Source organism: Paraburkholderia sp. SIMBA_030 (genome assembly GCF_046535245.1).
Classification (GTDB): Bacteria; Pseudomonadota; Gammaproteobacteria; order Burkholderiales; family Burkholderiaceae; genus Paraburkholderia.
The window spans coordinates 427181-448120 of the sequence record NZ_JAWRXB010000003.1; the positions used below are offsets into that span (position 1 = coordinate 427181).

The window sequence follows — 20940 nt, forward strand, 5'->3', positions numbered from 1 at the left end:
GAGCGATTACGCACGCACATCGGGGTAAAGTGTTAGCGCTGCCAACGTATGTACTTGTCCGTCGTTGCACAGCTACGAACACGATGCGAAAGACCGGGATGACAATTTCCAGCCTAGGCAATCGCTGTCCAGACCTGTTCGGACGAACACCCGCAGAGTTGCCGAACCATAACGGTACGACACTTCTCGCAACGGTAGTGCTCGATTGCCACAACGCCTTCGCATTGACCGACTCCGACCAAGGTCATCCCTTCCGCGCGGACCTTGTCAGCGGAGCATCCTTGAAGCTCGGCGCATTCGTCGCAAAGTTCCATGACGTCATTGCCGTGTTGCGTGAGTCAGCGTACAGCAGACGGGGAAAAGAGGCCCGCGGCAGCGGGCCGTTCATCGGTGAAGAACCCGCGAGGAGACGAGGCGGGCAAAGTTAGTATTGCGCTAATTTCAGCGTCGCGCAGCAAAATCTTTAACAAAGGGTGGTCGAACATTGAGTCGCACCAACGTGGTGCCAGTTCCATAACATTTCGTGCACGGCGATTCGATTCCGATATTGCCGCTCGCGAAGAATAGCCGCTGCACGGGCGAGAAATGGCGCGCCTGCGTGTGGCCACTCGACCGCACGTCGGAATGTTTGCCAAAGGCGAGCGGCTGTGATGTCGAGCGTGCTCGCCTGTACGCGAATCGCTGTAGTTGGGCCATCTGGAGTTCGCGCGGGATGCATCGGCGACAGTACGGGCATTGGCTAGTTTTCGTGGCAGCCGTTCTGGGCACTGTCGTTCATGCATCCAGAGTCGTTCAGTGCATCTTCTTCACGAGCCCCGACGCCAGAGTCCTTGAGCCAACAGCATGGAATCTCGGGTTCATCTCAGCGGGCATCCTTTCGCTGCTACTGCTGTCAATCGGCCTGGTCATGCTGGTCAATGACAGGCTCGTGGAGCACGCGCAGCACCTTGCAACGGTTGACGAACTGACAGGCACACTCGTAAGACGCGCATTCATGGTGCGCAGCGAAGAGATTTTGATGGCAGCCAAATCTTCGCGTTCGCTGCTATCAGTCGCCATCATTGACCTCGATGACTTCAAGGTAATCAATGACCGTTACGGGCATCCGGTCGGTGACCGCGTCTTGAAGTGCTTCGCCATTGAGGTCTCCCAACGGTTTCGACGCACCGACGTTTTTGGTCGACTCGGCGGTGAAGCGTTCGCAATACTCTTTCCGCAGACTGGAAAGCTTCAGGCAGTGAGGCTCGTTGAGATGATATTGTCCTCAGTAAGCGGCGTGAGCTCAGCCCGGGAAGGCGCGCCATGCTGCAGCTCTAGTGCCGGTATCGACGAATGTGGCTCCAACGATTCGCTCACCGACGTGATAGCTCGTGCGGACGCAGCGTTGTACCGCGCGAAGAGGGCAGGAAAAGGTCGCGATGAGCTGGCGAGCGCCGACGCATTAACTGTGTCGCCTGATAGCCGTGGTTGCCGACCCATGCACGGGCCCATGAGAGGCCCCCAGTTTTATGCGAGCAGTGTTGAGCTCACCTTGCCCGTTGATAGCGGTTCCTGCGTGCCGCCGATTGCGTAGCGGTGTGGGCAACGCTGCTGTTACCACTTCACGACCTGAATTACCTCGCCCGTGATGTCCTCCACCAGGCTCCGTTTGTACGCCTGGGCCACGGCCGCGGCGGGAACGCCCGCAGAGCGGGCCTGGCCCATTGCGGCAAGCGTTTCTGAAACCCAGCCCGGGCTGACGACGTTGACCCGTGCCTTGCCCTGCAGCTCGAGTGCCGCCGACCTGACGAACGCCTCGACGCCTGCATTCACGATGCTCACGGCCGCGCTTCCCGTCACTGGATGTTGGGCAAGGATGCCGCCGGTCAGCGTCAGGGACCCGCCTTGCATAACATGGCCGACCGAGCATCGGACGAGATTGACCTGGCCCATCAGTTTGTTGGCAAGACTGAACGCGAAGTCCTCATCTGTCAGCGATTCAAGCGGCGCAAATTTCGCTGCACCTGCTGCGCAAATCACGGCATCAACGGTTCCGAGCCGCTGATACATGGACACGATGGACGCTTTGTCAGCGAGGTCCACGGACAAGTCCGGGCCATTGCGGCTGGCGCCGATGACCTGGTGTTCGGGCGAGAGCAGGCGAACGACCTCCTTGCCGAGCAGTCCCGTTGCTCCGATTATCAGTACACGCATAGGTCCTCCTGTGTCTGGAAAGGTCACACCTGCGCCGAGCAACGCATCACGCACGGCGTGAGGAGAAAGGACGAGTGATTATCGTACTACCCCGTGAGGCAACCTGAACACCGCACCTAGTGCTTCGCTGCGGGCGGGCTAAATTTGCCCGCTGACCTACATAGAGAAACAAGCACGCCATGGCCCGCCACTCACCACTTCGCGACGTCCTCACCCTCGCCAAATTCCAGTCGCTCGCTGACCTGAAAACGTTCGCTCGGGGCAAAGCCTGTTTCCATGAGGGGGCGGTATCGCGGCTTGACGAGCGCGACGGCGACCAACGTTAGGCTGACATCCATGCGCGCGAAGACCCGTCCACACGACGCCATTGCCCTATATCACCGCCTGCTGCCAATTGCGGCCGAGAGCGGAACACGAAACGCCCGATATGACGAAGCGTTCGGCATAGTGCGCACCATAGGGAAGTTGCGGGCAGAGCTGAAGGAGCACGCACAGTTCGTTGATGAGCTCGAGACCGTTCGCCAGACATATCGCGCCAAGCGCAACTTCATCAAGCTGCTGGCAACGCTCGGATGATTTGGTACGTGCCGCCACACCCGTCGTGCCCGCAGCTCCCAAAAATCCGATTGCCTGAGTCACGCGGCAGCCTGCACAAGCTTCAGGTACCCATCGCGAACGACCGTCGCAATCAAAGGTTGTTGGGCCGCCAAAAAGTCTAAATAAGACATATCCCACCGATTGTCTGGTAGTGCATGCGAACGGTTCATCGTCATGAGTTCATCTGCCGAGAACCTGCTGGCATACACCGGCCAGTATTCCGTAGGTGGCGTGTCGGATATGCCGATATTGTCGTCCCACTAGACCAGTGCGTAGTTTGCAATCTGATTAGTCTTACGGACGCCCTCGATACCCTGGTTAACGAGGAACATTGAGGTTAGCGGAGCGGTGGTCTTTGCTCCGAATTAGAGCGGAACCCTGTTCTGACTCCGTGCTCAAGCCTTTCGCCGCGCATGGCCGCCTCGGCGTGTTGCCCTGTGTGGAGCGGTGACCAGCTACTGATGGAGCGTACGTTTTCTTCAGAAGGTGGATAAGACAGTCTGCCGTACGCACTCGCTTAAGGGCGCGCAACGCGCCCGTGGATTGCTCCGGATTTGCCGCTTCGCGATTGCCCTGTCAATTGCCGGCTTACAGACCTATAACGTTACTTGTAGCACGGGTTTCTATTGGCCAACGGACTTACAACGTCCTGTCCCCAGCGTATCTATTGCGCACCGGCGCACCGTCCTGCCTCGCGCGTTACCAACGTCGCGTCATTGTCCAGATAGTCATCTAGCGGGCTCGGCTTCTCGCGCAATGCGTGCGAAAAACCGAGATTGGATTCGCTCGCCTGAACGGCGTCAGCATCGACGCTGAATGTCCTTTCGCGGAGCGGAAATCGGAAATCAGCAAGGAGCGGGAAAATGTCTTAGGCAACTTGCGGATGAACCAAGGAGTTGAGATGAATTCAAAACTGATACTGGCGGCGGGCGCTGTCTGCCTGTTCGCAGTCGGCGGAGTGGCACACGCCCAGAGCGCGCCGCAAACGGCGCCACCATCCACACCGCCAGCGATGCAGAAGGCGGAAGCGCCTGCGCAGCCCGGCACTGACACATCGTATGGCGGGGTTCCGGCCACGGGAAGCGCAGCGGCGGGCAGTATGCGCTCGCCGTCCTGCATTCCGAGGACTTCATGCGACATCTTTCACGGCCATTGAGTCGGAGCATCGCCGTCGAGCGTGTCGTCGCGACTTAGCGTCCGACCCGCTCCCCCTGCGACGCTGCGCCCCGCGCCCGCCGGAGAGCCAGTAGCGTGGGTATCTCTGGAGGGCGTCGTCCGCATGATGAGCATGGATGTTGTCGCCGACCTCAGTTCGAACCGGACGCCGAGATTCGGCTGGACCAGCAGACGGCCCGTGAATCGTTGCAACGTAAACATTTTTCCATTTGGAAGACTGGTCAGTCCGGTGTCGGCGCGTGGGTCAATGTCGTGTTGGCGTCAGCAATGTTCGCTCAATTTGTATGAGATTCAACCAGCGTAGGTATCGCGGAAGCCGTGTTCGACCCGCATAGCCAGTGTGCCAGAGCAACGCGCTGCCAGCCGGGACGGTTTCGCGCGCAGCTTCAGCGTGTATTATGGTCCGCATAGCCTCTGGCCTGACGGAGAGACGCTTGTGGATGTATCGTTCCTCATCGACCCGATTCACAAAACCGTCACCAGCGTGCAGGACGGCTATTCCCGTGCTGGCGAACTTATCGGCACGGATTTGACCGATACCGCGACCCTGTGGGGTGATGCTGCCGACTCGGATACCTCTGTACAAGTCATCGTCGCGGACGACAGCCTTACAAACAACACTATCTCGCGCGGCTTTTTCAAGGTTACGCTCGCGCTGGAGAACGTGAGAGTGGAACGGGTACTTGCGGGAAAAGCAGTACTCAATGCGTATGGCAGCCCACCTCCCGACATTAAGGAGCAAGTCAGAACGCTCAAGGCCGTGCGCGAGCGGGTCAGCTTTATCAGCGTTGACGACGCGTTTCAGTGGTTCGAGGAAAACACTGGCGGCTCACCGTTTTCACTAGAGGGCTAAAGCGGGCTTGCGCTCAGGAACGTCTCACGTTTCTCCATAAAGGGCTTGCGTACGCGAGATACCGTGAGGCCTATGCCGATTTTCCGCAAACGGATGCCCTGTAGCCAATGTTCTGTTGGTCCTTTAGCGAGAGGGACATCGCAGTGGTCGGCAAGTGTGGGCGCTCGATTCCAGCCCTGTAATGCGAGAACGTTGCTCGCCTGCTCTTTTCAGTCGACAGGAGCGCGCGCTCCCGCATTGAACAACGATGGTGGCCGTCTGAGCCTCAACGTCGACACCGACAACTGAAACTAACCGACGGGACGACAGCTGGCTTCCTAAACGGTGGCTGTCCGCGACTCTACGGGTTTTCGTTCGCGAAGATTGCCGTATAGAAGTCGATAGAAGCTCGAACCTTCGATGAGACGGTCTTCTTGCGTGGATAGACGGCCCAAACGGCAGGTGTTGCCTTCCTCAACTGGGCTTCCCATCCAGGCGGAAGGGGGAACCAATCGACCGTCCTCCAACGCTCGCCCACATGCCCAGGTCGGCAGCAAAGCGACGCCGTGGCCTCTGATAGCAAGCTTAAGCAAGGCGTCCGTGTCGTTGATATGCAACTGTTGTCACCGACCTTAGTGCGAACCGGATGCCGAGATTCGGCTGGACCAGCAGACGGCCCGTGAATCGTTGCAACCTAAACATTTTTCCATTTAGCAGACTGGTCAGTCCGATGTCGGCGTGTGGGGTAATGTCGTGTTGGCGTCAGCAGTACTGACGACCAGTAGCAAGCTCGACGCGAGTAAATATGGCTGTTGTCGGGGACGGTTTTAATCGCAATCGTCGCAGGTGCGATTGCCCTGGCTTTCACCCTATTGGGTAGCGGGTTGGGCGCGTTCGTTGGGGGGGCGTGCCATTGGTGGCGGCCCCGGGGGCGGGTCCAGCCGCACGACGTTTCGTGGGGGCGGCGGTGGCTTTGGCGGTGGTGGGACCTCGGGCAGGTGGTAGCCATGGAAATCAAAGGGATAGTAAGACACCTGCTCCTGACGCGGTGGAATGTGAATGTTGCCTTTCCTCCGCGCACGCTGCGCGCGATTGAGAAAGCGGTTCAGGCAAGTCATCGGGCCCATATAGGGCAGGTTCGATTTGTGGTCGAGGGAGCGCTTCCAATCGAAGCGCTGCTGACCAGCACGTCTGCAAGAGAACGGGCGATTGACGTCTTTTCGCAGCTTCGGGTGTGGGACACCGAGCACAACAATGGCGTACTCATCTATCTCCTGCTTGCCGACCGTGACGTGGAAATAGTGGCCGACCGAGGGGTTCATGCTCACGTGCACGCCGCCGAGTGGGAAACAATCTGCGAGAACCCGGATGTTGACCTGCACGGACGGCAGAATCAGCACCGGCATCGCAAGCGTCGTGTCACGCGCCTTACGCATACTGACGAACTGTTCCTCCGTCACGCCATCGTGCACGTGGATGTTCTCGGCACGCTGCGCCAGTGCTGTGGTTTCCCATGTGGGCTTACGACCTTCGGGAGGGTAGTCGTGACACATGAAGAGCCGGGTGTCGCCCGGCAGGTCGAGCAGCTTTCGAATCGACCAGCCTATGCGCATCGCCGCCGGGGAAGTCACAGCGTGCGGTACCGACATCCGGCATGAACAGCGTGTCTCCGACGAACACTGCGTCCCCAATCTGGTAGGCCGTGTCCGCAGGTGTATGGCCCGGCGCATACAACGCCTTTGCTGCCACGCCACCGATGGAAAACTCCTCATCTTCGCGAAAAAGATGGTCGAACTGGGAGCCGTCAAGCCGGAATTCGGGCTCCAGATTGAAGAGCTTCTTGAAGACGCTCTGAACGGTGCGAATGTGCTCGCCAATCGCAATTATGCCGCCGAGCTTGCCCCGCAAATAGTGCGCTGCGGACAGGTGGTCCGCATGCGCGTGCGTTTCCAGAATCCACTGCGCCCGCAGGCCGCGCTGGCGAACAAACTCGATGACCTTGTCGGCATTCGTCGTTGACGTGCGTCCTGCTTTTGGGTCGTAGTCAAGGACCGGGTCGGTGCGGAGGTCATGCCATTCAGCCTCAAGGCCACGACTCGCATCTTCACCAAATCGGACGATGGTGGAAACCAGCGGGTGATTGCGAAAAACCCATCTGATGGCGTCCAGATTCGGCTGATTCGAACGCACCTGCGTAACATCCAGACGCAGTTTCAGCGGGACCTTGTTGTGCGCAATTGAGGGCTTGGTATCAATGACCAAAAATTCTTCTATGCTAATAGCAGTTATCATAGAAGAAAGGTTTGTAAGGACACCCTCGGCGCGTCCCCACACCCTCATTCTCAGGTTGCAGCTCGCCTTGCGCCAGCCTAGTGTTCGATGAACGAGCCTGTCTGGAGGGTCGACGTGGAAAAGTCCTTGCGTGCCGCAGTAGTTCAAACCGGGGCAGCCGTGTTCGATGTCGAACGCACCCTCGACAAGGTCGAGCTGGGCGCGTCTTCGGCATCGAAACAGGACTCGCAACTGGTGGTCTTCCCGGAGGCCTTCGTGTCGGCCTATCCGAAGGGGCTCGACTTCGGGTCCACCTTTGGCGGCCGGACTCCGGAAGGACGGGAAGATTACCGCCGGTACTTCGACAGCGCCATTGAAGTGCCCTCCGTGCACACCGACCTTCTTGGCCAGATGGCCGGCGACCTGAAACAGTACATGGTTATCGGTGTCGTCGAACGAGGTGGCGCGACGCTCTACTGTACGGCGCTCTTCTTCGGCCCGGAGGGTGCGCTGCTCGGCAGGCACAGGAAGCTCATGCCCACCGGCGCTGAGCGGCTGGTCTGGGGATTTGGCGACGGGTCAACACTGCCAGTCTTCGACACGCCCTTCGGCCGTCTCGGCGCGGTGATTTGCTGGGAAAATTACATGCCGCTGCTGCGGATGGCAATGTACGCGAAAGGCATACAGATTTATTGCGCCCCGACGGCGGACAGCCGGCCCACCTGGGCTCCCTCAATGCAGCACATCGCGCTCGAGGGGCGTTGCTTCGTGCTATCGGCCTGTCAGCATCTGCGAAGAAAGGACGCGCCTGAACACTATGCGGCCATTCAGGGAAACGAACCCGATACCGTGCTGATGCGCGGTGGCAGTTGCATTGTCAGTCCTCTGGGCGAAATCCTCGCAGGTCCAGTGTTCGATACAGACGCCATCCTTGTGCAAGAACTGGACTTGGGAGACCTGGCCAGAGCCAAGTATGACTTCGACGTTGCCGGGCATTACGCGCGCTCTGACGTCTTTCGGCTGCACGTGAATGAAGCGCCCATGCCTCCCGTCGTTTTCGAGCAGCGCCCTCTCTAGCACACATTGCGCCTCGGGCCTCATCCTGGACGTACGTCCAGCGCAAGCCTCGGGCACGCGGCATGCGCGCTCTGGTGTTTTCAACACAAGTGAGCAAATGATGACTGCATCCGACCCTCAAATGCACCCATCCGGTACCGGCGCGAAAATCGTTGGCAGCACCGTCGGCGCGGGGCCCGGACCGGAGGTGATGGCAGCGACCTCGCTCAATGGCGAAAAGGTCATGTCATCCGACGGCGAACACGTGGGCAAGATAGCCGACATCATGCTGGACGTGCGAAGCGGACGGATTGCCTATGCCGTCCTCTCGACCGGGGGATTCCTCGGCATCGGCGATACGCTGCATGCCATCCCGTGGAGCGCGCTGACACTGGATGCAATCGACCGGTGTTTCGTCGTGGACATCCCGGCCCAGCGACTCAAGGATGAGCCCGGGTTCGACAAGGACCATTGGCCTTCGATGGCGGACGAAAAGTGGGGCACCACGGTCCATATCTATTACAACCGCGAACCGTACTGGACCGCTACCCGTGACATCAGCGAAGGACGCGAGACCGACATCTAGAAATTCAGCCTCCCTCGCCCGCATCACACCCCGGCTCACGGCACCCTGGCATCGAGTTCCGGACGCATGACCACGCATTCCCGCGCCGTCGGCTCATTGCGGGCGACGACGAAGACGGCGGGGGTCGGGCTGCGGTTGACGGCGACATGGACCACGCCCGCCGGGGTGAAGATGTAATCACCGGGGCGCACCACCTGCCGGTCTTCCAGTTCCTCGCCCGTATAGAACTCGATTTCGTCGCCGCTCAGCATGTAATGCGCGGTGTCATGGTGTTCGTGAATGTGAGCGCTGGTTCTGCCCCCGGGCGGCACGGACACCACGCCCAGGTAGAGAACTTCGGACCCCACCGTCTCCTTGCTGATACCGGGCGCATGCACGGAGCCCTGCTGGGACATGTGGCTGGCACCACCACGAACAACACGACCCACTTTCGCCCTCGGTGAGGTTGTTTCCATTGCGCACCTCCGGTCATCAGCCCGCGTATCCGTCACGCCCATGGCAATCACTATAGGCGACGGAAGAAAGGGTAAGGCCGGGATTTTTGCTCTCAGTTTCCTGGACGCTTCAGTCGCTGCACGGCGTCCGGTGGCGGCGCATCGCGCGCGAAACTCTGCGCAGTCAGCGTGCCGGAATACACGGTCCAGCCGGCCGCATCGGTCGCGCGCACGCGGATTGGCCGTTCGACCGTCGGCCGGTCGCCGCGGCGATAGAGACACGGTGGCGGGTAGTTGAAATCGAGGAAGCCGTACGGGTCCGTCGGCGGCGTGCCCGGGATGGTGAAGGCAATGTCCTGCGTGTCGCCCGGGAGATGCTCAACGCTGAGCGCCACAGGCTTGCTGGCCGTGAAGCCCACCCCGAAGAACTCGACCCTGTCGGTGACGTCATGGCCCCGCGCCGTGCCGAAATATTCCCGCGCGGAAAGCCGGGCGCCGGGTGGTGGGTGTGGGGTCGCGCAGGCTGCGCAGAGCGCCGACAGGAGGAATGCGGTACCGGTCGCGCGCAATTTGCGGACAATGCTCATGTTTATTTGGCGAGCTGGCAGGTCCTGGAATCAAAGCCAAGCGTCATGTTCTTCCTTACCTTGGGTATGACAGCCATGGGTTCGTCCGGTTTTCGGTCTAGATAGGTGACGACGATGGAGCGGCCATGGAACACAATCGACCGCGGCATGATGCGGTCGCCAAGGAGGACAGCGTTGGACTTACTGCAGTCATTGAATACCACCGCTACGTAATTGAAAATGCCGCTACCGCCTGGTTCGTCCGCCAGGAATATCGCGGCAGCAGGCTTCGAGTCAAGTCGGCCACCGACGGGCTTGCCGACCACACGCGTCACGTGCTGCGTCGCCGAGCCAGGCGCGGCCGGTACCGCTCGCTTGCCATTCGACAACTTCACGTCTTCGTTGTCGATGCGGAAGGTCGCATTCCTGTAGTCGACATCGACAGTTCTAGCCTGGGCCCGGACGGCTACCAGCGCGAGGCAGGTCGCGATTGCGGCGGCGGTCAACTGCTTCCTCATAATTCATGCGCTCCGTCAGGAAACGTCTGCCGCGTAGTCGCGAAGTGAACGTTCCGAAGTTGTTGTTCTTCGGGCCGCCTCGCCCAGCCTCCGCAGGGTGAGGTGCGTTGTGCTCGGCGGCTGGAATCACGTCACGATGACGTGCTCGCAGAACCACTCGTTGAACGCGTCGAAGCCCTGCACGGTCAGCCCGAGCCGGTGCGCATTCTCGCAGGCCCGCACCAGCATCCAGCACGCGGCCTCCTCGAGGTCGACTTCGAAGTCGGGCGCATCGGCTTTATCGAAGTGGCTCAGCGCGGCGGCCACACAGCTCTCCGCGACATTGAAGGCCTGGCGGTCCAGCGGCCGGCCGTGCAGCTTCGTGTGCGCCAGGTCGGCCGCATCGAACTTCCAGTCCACGCCCGCCGGCTTGCCGGCGTGCCGCAGCGCCTCTCCCAGTACACGTTCGGCCGCGCTGGCCAGGGTGATGGCCGAGGCGAAGCGACGGCGCTCCAGGAACGCGACGAGCGCCATCTCCAGCTGCTCGCGCGCAAGGTCGATGCGGTTGCAGGTTTGCGAGGTCATGCCCAGGCTCCAGGACGGATGTTGAGGTTCCAGTCTATCGCCGCCGTGGCGCGTGCAAGAGAAATACTGCCGCGTCGGCTGCCACGACGTAAAGTTTCCGCGCCCCGGAGCCGATAAACAACCTCGTAGGGCGGCAAGCGGCCATCTACCCCTGGCGTGTCGCGGCAAGACGCGGCATTCTTGGAATCGAGTGCTGGATTGCAGTGTTTTTCGACAGTTTGAAACATCATCGGATGGAACCGAGATAAGTGCGCTTCGTTGAAGGTACGGGGATTATGAGGTCGCAACGAACTGTCGCCGGAATCGACATTGGCGGAGACCGGAAGGGAAATCATCTCGTTATCCTGCGTGGCTCCGAAATTGTGTGCAACCTCCGCAAGGAGGCGCCCAGAGCATATGCTCGAAAAGTGCCTCCAATTTGAGGTGGCAGCGGTGGGTATTGACGCGCCCTGTCTGTGGCGAGTCGGCGAGGCCGGAAGGCAAGCAGAGAAGGGGCTCGCGCAGCGACGGGTCTTTTCGTTCGCCACACCGACTCGTGAACTGGCCATGGCCAGTAAAAGCGGATTCTACGGGTGGATGTTCAACGGCGAGATGTCTATCAGGCATGCGCGCCACATTTTCCTCTTGTAGAAATGGGGGAGAAATCGGTGACCGAGTCTGCTTTGAGACGTTTCCCCACGCCATAACCAGCGCCCTTCTTAGGACTGAAGTCGCATCTGCGAAGCGAAAGCGAGCCCGGCGCCGAGAAATTCTTGAAGATGCAGGAATTGATGCGACGTCGCTGAGGTCTATCGACGAAGTGGATGCGGCGCTGTGTGCCTTGACCGCAAATTTCCTGCTTGAAGGGAGCATCGTAGCGTACGGCGACCAGCTCGGCGGATTCATTGTCGTGCCCGCTCCCACTGGCTACAGCAGAAGGATTTAGGTCAGACCGTTTTCGCGGTTGAACTGGCGCGCCCCATCCGGTAGCAGCATCAGGGGTCTCGTGACCCCGTTATGCGCACATAGGCATTCGCTCACGAGCGACCGCAGTTTAATCACAGCAACCACATTCAGGGAGGACTGGTGTATCTGAGACGACATTTGGTCTTGTTGCTGTCAATGGCAGCGTTTGGTTCGACCGGAGCATGGGCGAGCGATATTCAATGTGCAACTACGCGGCAACCGGCTGAGCGCGTGATTTGCGACCACGCCATCCTGAACAATGAATACGACGGTATCTTCGCGCAGCAGCAGGTTCAGCTGAGCAGTGGGAAGCTCTCGCCCGAACAACTCGCCCGGTGGCGGCAATCGCGGAACGCCTGCACTGACGTCCACTGCATCGACGGCGTATTTGTTCGGTGGGCGGTGATAGCCAGGTCTGTCGAAACCACTTCCCGCGCTGCAGTGGCTCCGGTTATGGCCTCGGCTACTGCCATGGCCCCTGTCGGACCTGCTTCGGAAGCAATCGCCCTTTCCGCATCCCAAGCCTTGCCGACATCGGAAGCATCTTTTGTGCGTCAAGGGAGTGCCGCCGGCGTGGCGCTTCCGCAGCCTGTCGAGACTCAAACCTCTTCACCTGCGGCCGCTTCTGCTCCTTCTGGCGCAAGTGAATCCGATAGCGCGACCGGCATGAGCGCTGGCCTGACGATGGCCTTGCTTGTCGCGGTTGGATTCGGTGTTCTCTTCCAACGCCGAAGGAGTAACGGTGGAAACACCGGGGACCCACCAAGTAACGTTCGCGGCAAGGACAAGCCTTGAGCGGACCCCACTGAAGGGCAAGGAGCGAGGTGACGCAGTGTTGTGATTTTCGGTGATACGCCGCTCCAGTCCATGCACTAGCATTTTCCAACGCTACCGTGGCATATTGCGGCCACGTTCACAAGGAGGTCACCTGATGGCAACGACTTTGGAAGCAATCCAAACGAAGATAGATAAACTGAAGGCACAGGCTGACGCGTTGCTTGCAAAGCAATCGTCGGGCGTCATCGAAAAGATTCGCGAGTTGATGGCGAAGCACGGTCTGACCACTGCTGATATTGACGCGCACGCTGGCGGCAAGCGGCGCGCCACGAAGGCGGTTGCTAAGACCATGAGCAAAGGCAGCACTGTTGTGGTCAAGTATCTTGACCCGAAGACCGGCGCTACGTGGTCAGGTCACGGCCGGGCGCCCCAGTGGATTGCCACCGCGAAGAACCGCGATAAGTTTTTGATTGATGGAATTACGGCGACCGCGAAGCCTGCTTCTGCCAGCAAAGCGAAGGCTGCTGGCAATTATGTTCGCGGGCCGCAGCCGGCGCTTTACCGTGACCCCAAGTCGGGCGCGACCTGGAGCGGGCGCGGACGTGCTCCGGCGTGGTTGGCTGGTTCCAAGGACCGGTCGAAGTTTTTGATTGATGGCGCCGGCGCGGCGGCCGATGTGAGTGCTTCGACCGAGACGAAGCCTTCGGCCAAAAAGGCAGTTGCCAAGAAAGCCGTCGTCAACAAGGTCGCAACGACAAAGACCGCACCGACGAAGAAGGTTGCGGTGAAGAAAGTGGTTGCCAAGAAGGCTGTGAGCGCGAAGGTACCGGCGAAAAAAGCGCCGCGCAGGAGCGTGGCCGTGCCCGCTCCGGTGGCCACAGTCGAGTCTGGCGCCGAGTTGACGACCTAAACGCAGTTGTCAGATGCCCGGTGGAGCAGCGGTTTTCTGGTTCCACCGGGTACACCAATCCGACACTTTATTGCGCCTGTGCTGCCTGATGTTGCGCGGCCTGCTGTTGAGCTTGCTGTTGAGCGTGCTGCTTCGCAAGGTGCCTGCCAACCATGCAGCCACCGACCGCACCGACGACAGCGTGGTGTCCCGCGTAATGCCCAGCGACCCCGCCTACTACCGCACCCTTGAGGCAGCCCGCGGCGTTTGCCGTGCCTGCTGTCGCGAAAGCCAGCGTCGTTGCAATTAAGACAATTCTTATCGGACTAGCTTTCATTCGAAGGTACTCTGAGGTTGGATTTTCCGGATGTGGCGCTTTCCGGTGTCGTTTCAATACCCGCGCCAATCACGACGCTCGCGCCACTCGTGCTCACGCCATTCCTGGCGGCGCCATTCACGTTCACGCCACTCGCGACGTTCGCGCCATTCGCGGGCTCGCCAGTCGTCGTCACCGCCGTACGCGACGGCGACAGGTGCGGGAGCATACACGACGGGAGGTGGCGGTGCGTACACTGGCTCTGCCGGCGCATACACGGCTCCGGGGATGCCCAGTCCAATGGCGACGTCGACGTGCGCCGATGCTGCCGTTGATGCCGCCAGAACCGCCAGACCAAGTGCTGCGCCAAGTATCTTCTTGTTCATCTTCGCTACTCCTCGCACATTGAGTGCAATGTCAGTGACTACGGCTCGGAGTGTAAGCGGCGATGTCGGACACATGTGAAACGGCGGTGCGAGATTGGTAACGCGGCGTTACGTCCCGAAGTTTCGTTGCCCACAGGCGACGTTTTCGACTGCAGGGCCCGATGGCAGGCCGGCCTGTTGCCTTGGCCTGCAAGCAAAGGAAACAGTCGGAAGCTGAGGTCCGTGACAGTCCGTCGAGCTTCGCGCGCGCAGGCGCCAAATCGCTTCGCCAGTCAAGGACCCACCAGTTGGTCTGTGCCGCGTAACCGGTAAGCCGCCGCGAAGAACCCCGCGACAAAGACGGCAGTAGCGAAGAAGGCACCGGCGAAGAAATTGGTTGGCGCCGAAAAGGTGCGGGCAACGACGAAAGTCGCGGCCGCGCCGGAAGTCGCGGCCGCTTAATCGACCGTGTAAGCGAGCACACAGAGCTCGCTTTTTGTTGCGGCGACACGCGCGATTGGAGTGGTTTACCTCGTGCGGGTCCGCAATGCGTCCAGACGGGCGGCGCATTTTGCGTGCGAACCACCACGCTTGTAGGCCTGTGCCGCCTTTGCGCTGTCGGGGACCACGTCGCCGGGAGCACTCGTATCCCAGCATCCCTCCCAATACAAGCCCAAGTTATACGCGGCCGACCGGTGTCCAAGCTCCAGTGCCGTGGAATACATGTCCTTGGCCATCTCGAGGTCGGGGTCCATGCCACGACCAAGCCGCGCACTGTCCGCGAGCGCTGCTGCCGCCATACCTCGCAGCGGGTCGCTCGCCGTATCGTCCTTCAGCACGTCGCCCAGAATGACGTGACCGCCCTCGTAATCCGCAGGCCCGCCTGTCTCCGTGACAAGAGACAGTGCAAGCGCGACCCGAAGGGAGGGATGTCGGCCAGGGCCAACCCGTTCAAGCAGTCGCCGGCCGAGATAGGGCGCGCCCGACAACGGGCTTGTGAGCAGGCCATTCGCAATGGCCGCGATAGATTCAAGTGAAAGAAATCCGACCTTGTTTGCTGATACAACGTGCCGGAAGAACCTTTCCACGTCGAGTGACGGGTCGCACTCGCGAAGTTGTGCCCACTCGCGTTCAATTTGGCCCAACCAGCTTGAATCTACCGACATCAGATTTGGCGTCCTGTGGTGAGTGATGAGGGCGATGATACCTCACCGCACCTCTCGCCTGCGCCCCGTCATCGGTCGGCGACGCTCGTCAGGTAATCGAATGTAGGCGCACTCAAGCTGGCTACGGAGCGCGGGTGTCCCGCTGCTGAATCTTAAACATATGTGAAGTCGCCGAGCTTGGACTTGAGATAACGACCGGCACACATGAACATCACGCCGGACTATTTCGGCGTTGAAGTTCAAACCGGCGGAGAGGTGTTCCGCATCTTCACGAGCGGCTTCCTCGCCTGCCGGGTGAAACCATCGTTAAACGTCGTGCATGGCTGAAAGAGAACGCCGACGAGATTCGAAAGGCGTTGGTGTTTGAGCCACGGTGACATGTACGGTGGCTACCGAACTGAACCGATTAGTCCACCGCCGACTTCGGCGTCGTCTTCCTTCACAACGAGGGCTACAGGGACCACTGCGGACACGGATTTATCGCGGTGTCTACCGTGGCGGCCGAATTGGGCTGGGTGCCGACTCGCAGTTCTCAGCGCAAGGGCGATGCAGGAACTGTTCGTATCCGCACAGCCGGCATGATTGTCGTTACCCGGTGCTTCCGGTATCACGCGGTTTCATCGTTTTTGAAACTTCTCAATTTCGGTGAAACTTCTGCTGCTTGCTGGAAAAGGGGCTGCCCCAACCGCGATTTCCCCCGGAGACGAATTGAACCGAACGCCACCACCTCGGCAATCCATTGTGGGCCGGGCGTCTGTTCGCTACCTCCGGGCCTCACCCGTCGCATCACCATAATGCTGCGCAAGCGCTCGATGTCGTCGCCTGCGCCAAAGGTAATCGACAACGGTGCACCTTACTGAGATGATTTGAGACGTTATCGGCGACAGTAAAGATAGGTAAAATGGGCTGCTCCCTCAAGTCTTCGAAGAAGTCCTCGATGTCGTCACAGACCTGTCCGTTTTGCGAGATTCCGACTTGCCGCATCGTGGGTCAAAACCGACATGCCATGTGGATTTTGGATGGGTTTCCCGTCTCACCTGGACACAGTCTTGTCATCCCCAAGCGTCATGTTCGTTCGTTCTTCGACGTGAGTGCTGAAGAGCGTGATGACCTTCTTACCCTTCTGGACCACGCCAAGGCGCATGCACTCGCGTCCCTGGAGCCGGACGGATTCAACATTGGCATCAACGACGGTCCGGCTGCCGGACAAACCGTGCCTCACCTGCACATTCATCTAATACCTCGTTTCACAGGCGATGTAGCAGACCCGCGCGGCGGCATTCGGTGGGTAATACCTGCAAAGGCCGACTACTGGAGCCAACGAGATTGAGTTTCAGCTTGCCTACACCATCCCCGGAAGCGCAGCTGACTTTTCTCGCGAAGCTTCAACGATTATTCGCCGAGGGCGATTTCACTGCGACGTATAAATTCGCGCTTGTGATTTCATTCGCAGAATTGGCGGTCGAGCACGGCGCCGACGACGGGGCCGAACTCACGTTGACCACCCGTCAAATTGCAGAGCGGTTCGTCTATCTCTACTGGCAACATGCGACCCCGTACGGAACTGGTCGTACGGGCAGTCAGCCCGGCGTTTTGGTTCAGAACCTTGGGGTCCAAGCCGCGATTCTCAATTCAATCTCAGAATTCCGAGCCGGGACCCCAGCGTCATCAGCGCTACAAGCATCAGCCTTACCGAGCTATGTGCCACTGTTGTCGAAGGTAGCATCCGTAGTGTCCGCGCAGCCCTTGAAATACCTTCAAAACTTTGCCGGGGTGACAGACCCATTCCTGTATGAGCGCCAGTCAAGAGGCTCGGTGACGCTGAAGGCGGGCGTCAGCTATTGCCTACGCCGCTTTTATAGCCTCGTGGAGCAGATGGCGCGGACTCGATGGGTCGCGCACATAAAGGCAAATCGCCGTAATCACCCGATTCTCGGGAACGCTGATGACCTTGAGGACTTTCTTTTCTCGTCTTCGCGACAGTCGCTCGCCATCATCGGCACTCAGTTGCGCAAGCTGGACGGTTCGCGTTGCTTCTACTGCGGAGAACGACTCGCCGACGCAGACATCGACCACTTCGTCCCATTCTCGCTTTACTCAAGGGACTTGGCACACAATTTCGTCCTGGCTCATCCGGCTTGTAATCGCAGTAAGTCTGACACGCTCGCGGCGAGACCACACCTGGAGCGCTGGCTCGAACGTCTTGTGTTCAAAGAGCAGCAGCTCGCGGAAATCGGACTGCTTGCTGGCGTTTCAGGTGACAAAGAGATTGTCCAGCGTGTAGCGACGTGGGGTTACAAGGTGGCGAACGACACCGGCGGTCGTGCATGGTTGTCCCCGACGACCTATGAGAATGTCGATTCGCTCTACCTGAGCCTCTTATCGGGGCATTAACCAGATAAGAGTTTGACTCGTTGCGAATCGTCAATACCCGGACATACGCTCTTGAACTGGGCGGTCGCTGAACTGGGAATTGCCAGCCAATAGAGGCGTGGAGCTAACCTTGTCGCGCCGACGGCCTTTGCACCGCACTGAACATGATGGCATTTGCAAGCTGTCGCGCGCCTGTGACACGAACGTTGCTCAGATGCGAAACATAACCGTCGCGTCCAGGTCGGCATCACGTTCGCCGCTGTCCAGTTCGATGCCGAGTCTTTCGATGACAAGGTCTGCGATGTCGTCTTTATGGTTGCGAGTGCCGGTGAAGTTCAATCGACGGTTCGCCGAGCCCGCGACGACGTCCGCCAGCTGCACCAAAGCGCTATTCTTCGAAGACACGGCAACGATTGACTCGAGTATCAGCTCATTTTCGTGTCGTTTCTGAAGACCGTCGTGAATGCGTTGCTTCATGCCCTCAATCGCAATCTGGTCGAGAGACTGTTCCTCGTTGAGAGTAACGGTGACGTATCGAGGTAGCCCCACTCGACCACTGTTCACTTCATGCTCCAGCCCTTTGAGCAGCATGAATTCATGCAGACGTTGGACGGTGCCTGTGACGCTTAAGGCGAAGCAGAAAGCACTTCCGCTCGGCCTTCCAAGACCGACCTGGATGCTGGACAGCCCGGTGCGGCTGTTGACGCCTGCATCCAGTACCTGCCCGATGCTTTGGGAAGGAGTACGCTCCCGTCTAGCGGACGCCTGCCGCAACACTGACATTAAGATGGGGTGATATATGCTGGTCACATACGTGCTCGGAAACTGCCCTGGCTGCGGGCAGGAGAACTCCTTCGGCAACGTTGAGGTGTATGGCGACCATGTCTTGCAGGGCTGCAAGCGCTGCAGGTATTCGCACGGCCTTATGCTGCCGCCCATCCGGAAGAAGGTGATTTATCTCGACCAGTTCTTTTTCTCGTGCGCTTTCCGCGGCAGGGACGCCAGATTCGTTCAGGCAGCGGAGCGTATCAAGCAGCTTGCCGAAGACCAGTTGCTGGTCGCGCCCTACTCGTCAATCCACGAAGATGAAACGCAGTGGCGCGACTACGCTGACCAGCTTTACCCGTTCATCAAGGACACCAGTCGCGGCGCCGAGTTTGAACGGGCATCGGAAGTCGAAAAGACGCAGTTGACGCGTGCGTTCCGCGCTTGGCTGGCAGGCGAGCCGGCCGACCATGTCATCAGTCTAGAAGATGCCCTCGAAGAGGAGCACGTCGCCGAATGGGACGGCTATATTCGCATCGAGGTTGGCGGGTATCTGGGTGACGCCGAGTTGTTGGCACAGCTCAAAAGACAGTCCGTCGAGCAGCTGGTCGACCTTTTTCCGGAGTGGCGAACATCGCAACGGTCGTTCGAAGGTGACGTGGAGGCAGAGTATGCGCAAATCGGCCCGACGCTCATCGGCAGTTACTTAGAGTTCGTCTTCAGGATGTTCAGGGGCGACATCGACGTGTTTCTCGATTCGCCCGCGATAGCCATGATTGTGCAGGAGTTCATGTTCCTGCTGCCAGAGGAGATGCCGGCCGAAGATAAGCTTCGACGGTGCGGTGAATTCTTCCGGTCGGACCACTTTAAGAACGTTCCGACGCAATGGCTTACCACTCATATGCTCGCGACGTTGAAGGCAATCGTAAAGGCTGGCTCGTACCAAAATCGTGAAAAGGCGCTCGGGCGCCTGTCGGGAGTGTTCTTCGATATAAAGCACATCTCGACTTACGCGCCGTACGTTGACGCTTTTATCATGGACCAGCCGATGGCGGAACTGGTGTCTCATCCGGGCGTTCGGTTGACGGAGCGATACGGCACCCGTGTGTTCAGCCTAAACAACTGGGACGAACTGTTCGTGTGGTTCGACGAACTGGAAGCAGCGATGAGCGCCGAGCATCGCCAAGGCGTGTTGGACGCGTACCCATATCGTCGAGCGCAGCAATAAAAAGCCCCGCATTGCGCGGGGCGTAAAGCTGCGGGCTCTCAGGTCGCAGCGCTCTCACATCAAGGAACTCTCTCAAAGTTCAGGGAGTCTAGTCAGCGCTTTTAGCCTTTTTCGAGGTTTTCACCGGTTTCAGGGTCTTTTTGGCCGGAATTTGCCCGCAATTTCTCGTTTTCTTTGCGAGCACTATTCATTACTTCACCAGTGCCAGTGCATCAATGATGGTGTTGAGGCGCAAATTGGCGGCAAGCCAGCCTTCGCATTGCATTCGCAGCTGGGCACGGTCCATCTCTGCTTTGGTAGCGCGGCGGCGGTATTGTCAACGGGATGCAGGAGCGCGGCTATGACCAGGTTTTCGCAGAAGGCATCCTCGCTCAGCAGTAGGCATTGCTGACCAGCGGAAAGCTATGGGCACAGGTTGGCTGCGAAAGTGCGTTCGCGCTCGTTCATCAACAAGTTCCGGCTCTAGTATTAGGCAACGAAATACCGCTTGCCTTTGACGGTGGACGGAGCCAAGCGTGGCTCAATCTTGGGCCGCTGTCGTTGGTGCACAAGTGGTCATACGCGCAGCAAGAGGCCGAACCATCAAGATTTACGGGGGCTGTTGAAGCTTGAGTGAGCTAATACTGGGCAGATGCTGCATCTGCGGTAACCGTTGTTTTCAGTCTTTTTAGGGCGTCGATGATGTCAATTATTCCATTCCATGAGACCGAAATGGACCGCGCGCTTTCAGCCATCGAAATTTCTCTCGAAAAACTTCGATGCCTTGTGAAGAAAGAGCCACCGTCGCCAGAATTCCGTTTTCAAATCGAAGAATTGGCTGCCGAGTCAGTCGTTGCCGTTGAAGTGCTTTCCGATTGTGTTCGGAGCTGCGAATCCCGTCTTCAGGAGATGGGACTGGAGTTAAGAAACGCGTTGGAGCGCACACTTTCAATGCAACGCCAGGCCCTTCAAGCTCACGAACATGCTAGGACTGTTCAAGAAGTGGCTGAGGCGTCAATGAAAGAAATCTTGAGTCGTATTCCGGGCCCTAACGTAATCTTCTGAGCCTATCCGGTCGCGGGACCTTCCTGCACAGATAGCCGACGAGCTGACTGTCGCTAATGACAGCTGTGCTGCCCCCGAAGTCGATATTGAGGCTTCCCACGATGTACTTGCCGTGCTCGCCACGCCCATCGACGCGTAGTTGTCGAGCATCAGCACACGGTGATATGGCGCGTCGAAGATTATCTGCACAGGCGAAGTGTGGTTGGGAAGCTCAGCGGAACGCCTGCCACAACAACTTCCCCGTTGACGCTTTGCCCTCGAGTGAAGGGCAGGCTACCG

The 20940-nt window shown here is 59.0% G+C and carries 23 protein-coding genes and 4 pseudogenes; 14 read left to right on the plus strand and 13 right to left on the minus strand.

The features are described 5' to 3' along the window. Positions 1-748: 748 nt before the first annotated feature. Complete coding sequence (locus SB772_RS07355) at positions 749-1573, plus strand: GGDEF domain-containing protein (RefSeq protein WP_410832605.1); 825 nt, start codon at positions 749-751, stop codon at positions 1571-1573. A gap of 20 nt (positions 1574-1593) precedes the next feature. Here SB772_RS07355 and SB772_RS07360 read toward each other — a convergent pair whose 3' ends face one another. After that, a complete protein-coding gene (locus SB772_RS07360) occupies positions 1594-2193 on the minus strand; it encodes a short chain dehydrogenase (protein ID WP_410832606.1) in 600 nt (199 codons plus the stop codon). Positions 2194-2529: 336 nt separating this feature from the next. On the opposite strand from SB772_RS07360, the gene SB772_RS07365 reads away from it, so the two are divergent. Both SB772_RS07365 and SB772_RS07370 read left to right on the plus strand, forming a co-directional pair. Continuing rightward, positions 2530-2769: a hypothetical protein gene (locus SB772_RS07365; RefSeq protein WP_410832607.1), complete on the plus strand. Its 240-nt coding sequence runs from the start codon at positions 2530-2532 to the stop codon at positions 2767-2769. A gap of 1633 nt (positions 2770-4402) precedes the next feature. Then, a complete protein-coding gene (locus SB772_RS07370; protein ID WP_410832608.1) occupies positions 4403-4819 on the plus strand; it encodes a hypothetical protein in 417 nt (138 codons plus the stop codon). A 317-nt stretch (positions 4820-5136) separates the two neighbouring features. Here the strand turns inward: SB772_RS07370 and SB772_RS07375 are convergent, their stop codons facing one another. After that, positions 5137-5415, minus strand: a complete 279-nt coding sequence (locus SB772_RS07375) for a LysR substrate-binding domain-containing protein (protein WP_410832609.1) — start codon at positions 5413-5415, stop codon at positions 5137-5139. A 390-nt stretch (positions 5416-5805) separates the two neighbouring features. On the opposite strand from SB772_RS07375, the pseudogene SB772_RS07380 reads away from it, so the two are divergent. Continuing rightward, positions 5806-6174: pseudogene (locus SB772_RS07380) on the plus strand (TPM domain-containing protein); the annotation flags it as partial. Here SB772_RS07380 and SB772_RS07385 read toward each other — a convergent pair. Continuing rightward, a pseudogene (locus tag SB772_RS07385) lies at positions 6163-6931 on the minus strand (MBL fold metallo-hydrolase); the annotation flags it as partial. The pseudogenes SB772_RS07380 and SB772_RS07385 sit on opposite strands and share 12 nt — an antisense overlap. 273 nt (positions 6932-7204) lie before the next feature. On the opposite strand from SB772_RS07385, the gene SB772_RS07390 reads away from it, so the two are divergent. Together SB772_RS07390 and SB772_RS07395 are read left to right on the plus strand one after the other, a co-directional pair. Next, a complete protein-coding gene (locus SB772_RS07390) occupies positions 7205-8146 on the plus strand; it encodes a nitrilase-related carbon-nitrogen hydrolase (RefSeq protein ID WP_410832610.1) in 942 nt (313 codons plus the stop codon). 100 nt (positions 8147-8246) lie between these two features. Next, the gene (locus SB772_RS07395) at positions 8247-8711 is read left to right on the plus strand and encodes a PRC-barrel domain-containing protein (protein WP_410832646.1); all 465 of its coding nucleotides are present in this window, start codon (positions 8247-8249) and stop codon (positions 8709-8711) included. Positions 8712-8746: 35 nt separating this feature from the next. Here the strand turns inward: SB772_RS07395 and SB772_RS07400 are convergent, their stop codons facing one another. From SB772_RS07400 to SB772_RS07420, 5 genes are all read right to left on the minus strand, one after another. Then, a complete protein-coding gene (locus SB772_RS07400; protein ID WP_410832611.1) occupies positions 8747-9166 on the minus strand; it encodes a cupin domain-containing protein in 420 nt (139 codons plus the stop codon). A gap of 92 nt (positions 9167-9258) precedes the next feature. Beyond that, positions 9259-9732: a hypothetical protein gene (locus SB772_RS07405; RefSeq protein WP_410832612.1), complete on the minus strand. Its 474-nt coding sequence runs from the start codon at positions 9730-9732 to the stop codon at positions 9259-9261. 2 nt (positions 9733-9734) lie between these two features. After that, complete coding sequence (locus SB772_RS07410; protein WP_410832613.1) at positions 9735-10229, minus strand: hypothetical protein; 495 nt, start codon at positions 10227-10229, stop codon at positions 9735-9737. 126 nt (positions 10230-10355) lie between these two features. Then, the gene (locus tag SB772_RS07415) at positions 10356-10793 is read right to left on the minus strand and encodes a hypothetical protein (protein ID WP_410832614.1); all 438 of its coding nucleotides are present in this window, start codon (positions 10791-10793) and stop codon (positions 10356-10358) included. Then, positions 10790-11128 (minus strand): hypothetical protein, encoded by a 339-nt coding sequence (locus tag SB772_RS07420; RefSeq protein ID WP_410832647.1) that lies wholly within the window; start codon positions 11126-11128, stop codon positions 10790-10792. The genes SB772_RS07415 and SB772_RS07420 overlap by 4 nt, the downstream gene beginning before the upstream one ends. Here SB772_RS07420 and SB772_RS07425 point away from each other — a divergent pair. The 3 genes and pseudogenes from SB772_RS07425 to SB772_RS07435 all read left to right on the plus strand — a co-directional run bounded on the left by SB772_RS07425 (position 11069) and on the right by SB772_RS07435 (position 13425). Further along, positions 11069-11718 (plus strand): annotated as a pseudogene (locus SB772_RS07425) (DUF429 domain-containing protein). The gene SB772_RS07420 and the pseudogene SB772_RS07425 sit on opposite strands and share 60 nt — an antisense overlap. A gap of 140 nt (positions 11719-11858) precedes the next feature. After that, entirely contained in the window at positions 11859-12533 is a 675-nt protein-coding gene (locus SB772_RS07430) for an MYXO-CTERM sorting domain-containing protein (RefSeq protein WP_410832615.1), read from the plus strand. 136 nt (positions 12534-12669) lie between these two features. After that, positions 12670-13425: an H-NS family nucleoid-associated regulatory protein gene (locus SB772_RS07435; protein ID WP_410832616.1), complete on the plus strand. Its 756-nt coding sequence runs from the start codon at positions 12670-12672 to the stop codon at positions 13423-13425. Between the two features lie 67 nt (positions 13426-13492). Here SB772_RS07435 and SB772_RS07440 read toward each other — a convergent pair whose 3' ends face one another. From SB772_RS07440 to SB772_RS07450, 3 genes are all read right to left on the minus strand, one after another. Continuing rightward, entirely contained in the window at positions 13493-13741 is a 249-nt protein-coding gene (locus SB772_RS07440; RefSeq protein WP_410832617.1) for a hypothetical protein, read from the minus strand. A gap of 53 nt (positions 13742-13794) precedes the next feature. After that, entirely contained in the window at positions 13795-14106 is a 312-nt protein-coding gene (locus SB772_RS07445) for a hypothetical protein (protein ID WP_172170550.1), read from the minus strand. Between the two features lie 506 nt (positions 14107-14612). Continuing rightward, complete coding sequence (locus SB772_RS07450; protein ID WP_410832618.1) at positions 14613-15251, minus strand: sel1 repeat family protein; 639 nt, start codon at positions 15249-15251, stop codon at positions 14613-14615. Positions 15252-15455: 204 nt separating this feature from the next. On the opposite strand from SB772_RS07450, the pseudogene SB772_RS07455 reads away from it, so the two are divergent. After that, positions 15456-15784 (plus strand): annotated as a pseudogene (locus tag SB772_RS07455) (proline racemase family protein); the annotation flags it as partial. 74 nt (positions 15785-15858) lie between these two features. On the opposite strand, the gene SB772_RS07460 reads toward SB772_RS07455, so the two are convergent. After that, positions 15859-16095, minus strand: coding sequence for a hypothetical protein (locus tag SB772_RS07460; protein WP_410832648.1), 237 nt, complete (start codon positions 16093-16095; stop codon positions 15859-15861). 93 nt (positions 16096-16188) lie between these two features. Here SB772_RS07460 and SB772_RS07465 point away from each other — a divergent pair, with 93 nt between their 5' ends. Both SB772_RS07465 and SB772_RS07470 read left to right on the plus strand, forming a co-directional pair. Beyond that, entirely contained in the window at positions 16189-16581 is a 393-nt protein-coding gene (locus SB772_RS07465) for an HIT family protein (RefSeq protein ID WP_410832619.1), read from the plus strand. Further along, positions 16578-17645, plus strand: coding sequence for an HNH endonuclease (locus SB772_RS07470; protein WP_410832620.1), 1068 nt, complete (start codon positions 16578-16580; stop codon positions 17643-17645). Before SB772_RS07465 ends, SB772_RS07470 begins: the two co-directional genes overlap by 4 nt. Positions 17646-17834: 189 nt before the next feature. Here the strand turns inward: SB772_RS07470 and SB772_RS07475 are convergent, their stop codons facing one another. Further along, positions 17835-18215, minus strand: a complete 381-nt coding sequence (locus SB772_RS07475; protein WP_410832621.1) for a DUF3800 domain-containing protein — start codon at positions 18213-18215, stop codon at positions 17835-17837. Positions 18216-18423: 208 nt separating this feature from the next. On the opposite strand from SB772_RS07475, the gene SB772_RS07480 reads away from it, so the two are divergent. Both SB772_RS07480 and SB772_RS07485 read left to right on the plus strand, forming a co-directional pair. After that, positions 18424-19617 (plus strand): hypothetical protein, encoded by a 1194-nt coding sequence (locus SB772_RS07480; protein WP_410832622.1) that lies wholly within the window; start codon positions 18424-18426, stop codon positions 19615-19617. 711 nt (positions 19618-20328) lie between these two features. Then, positions 20329-20661, plus strand: coding sequence for a hypothetical protein (locus SB772_RS07485; protein WP_410832623.1), 333 nt, complete (start codon positions 20329-20331; stop codon positions 20659-20661). Positions 20662-20940: the final 279 nt, after the last annotated feature.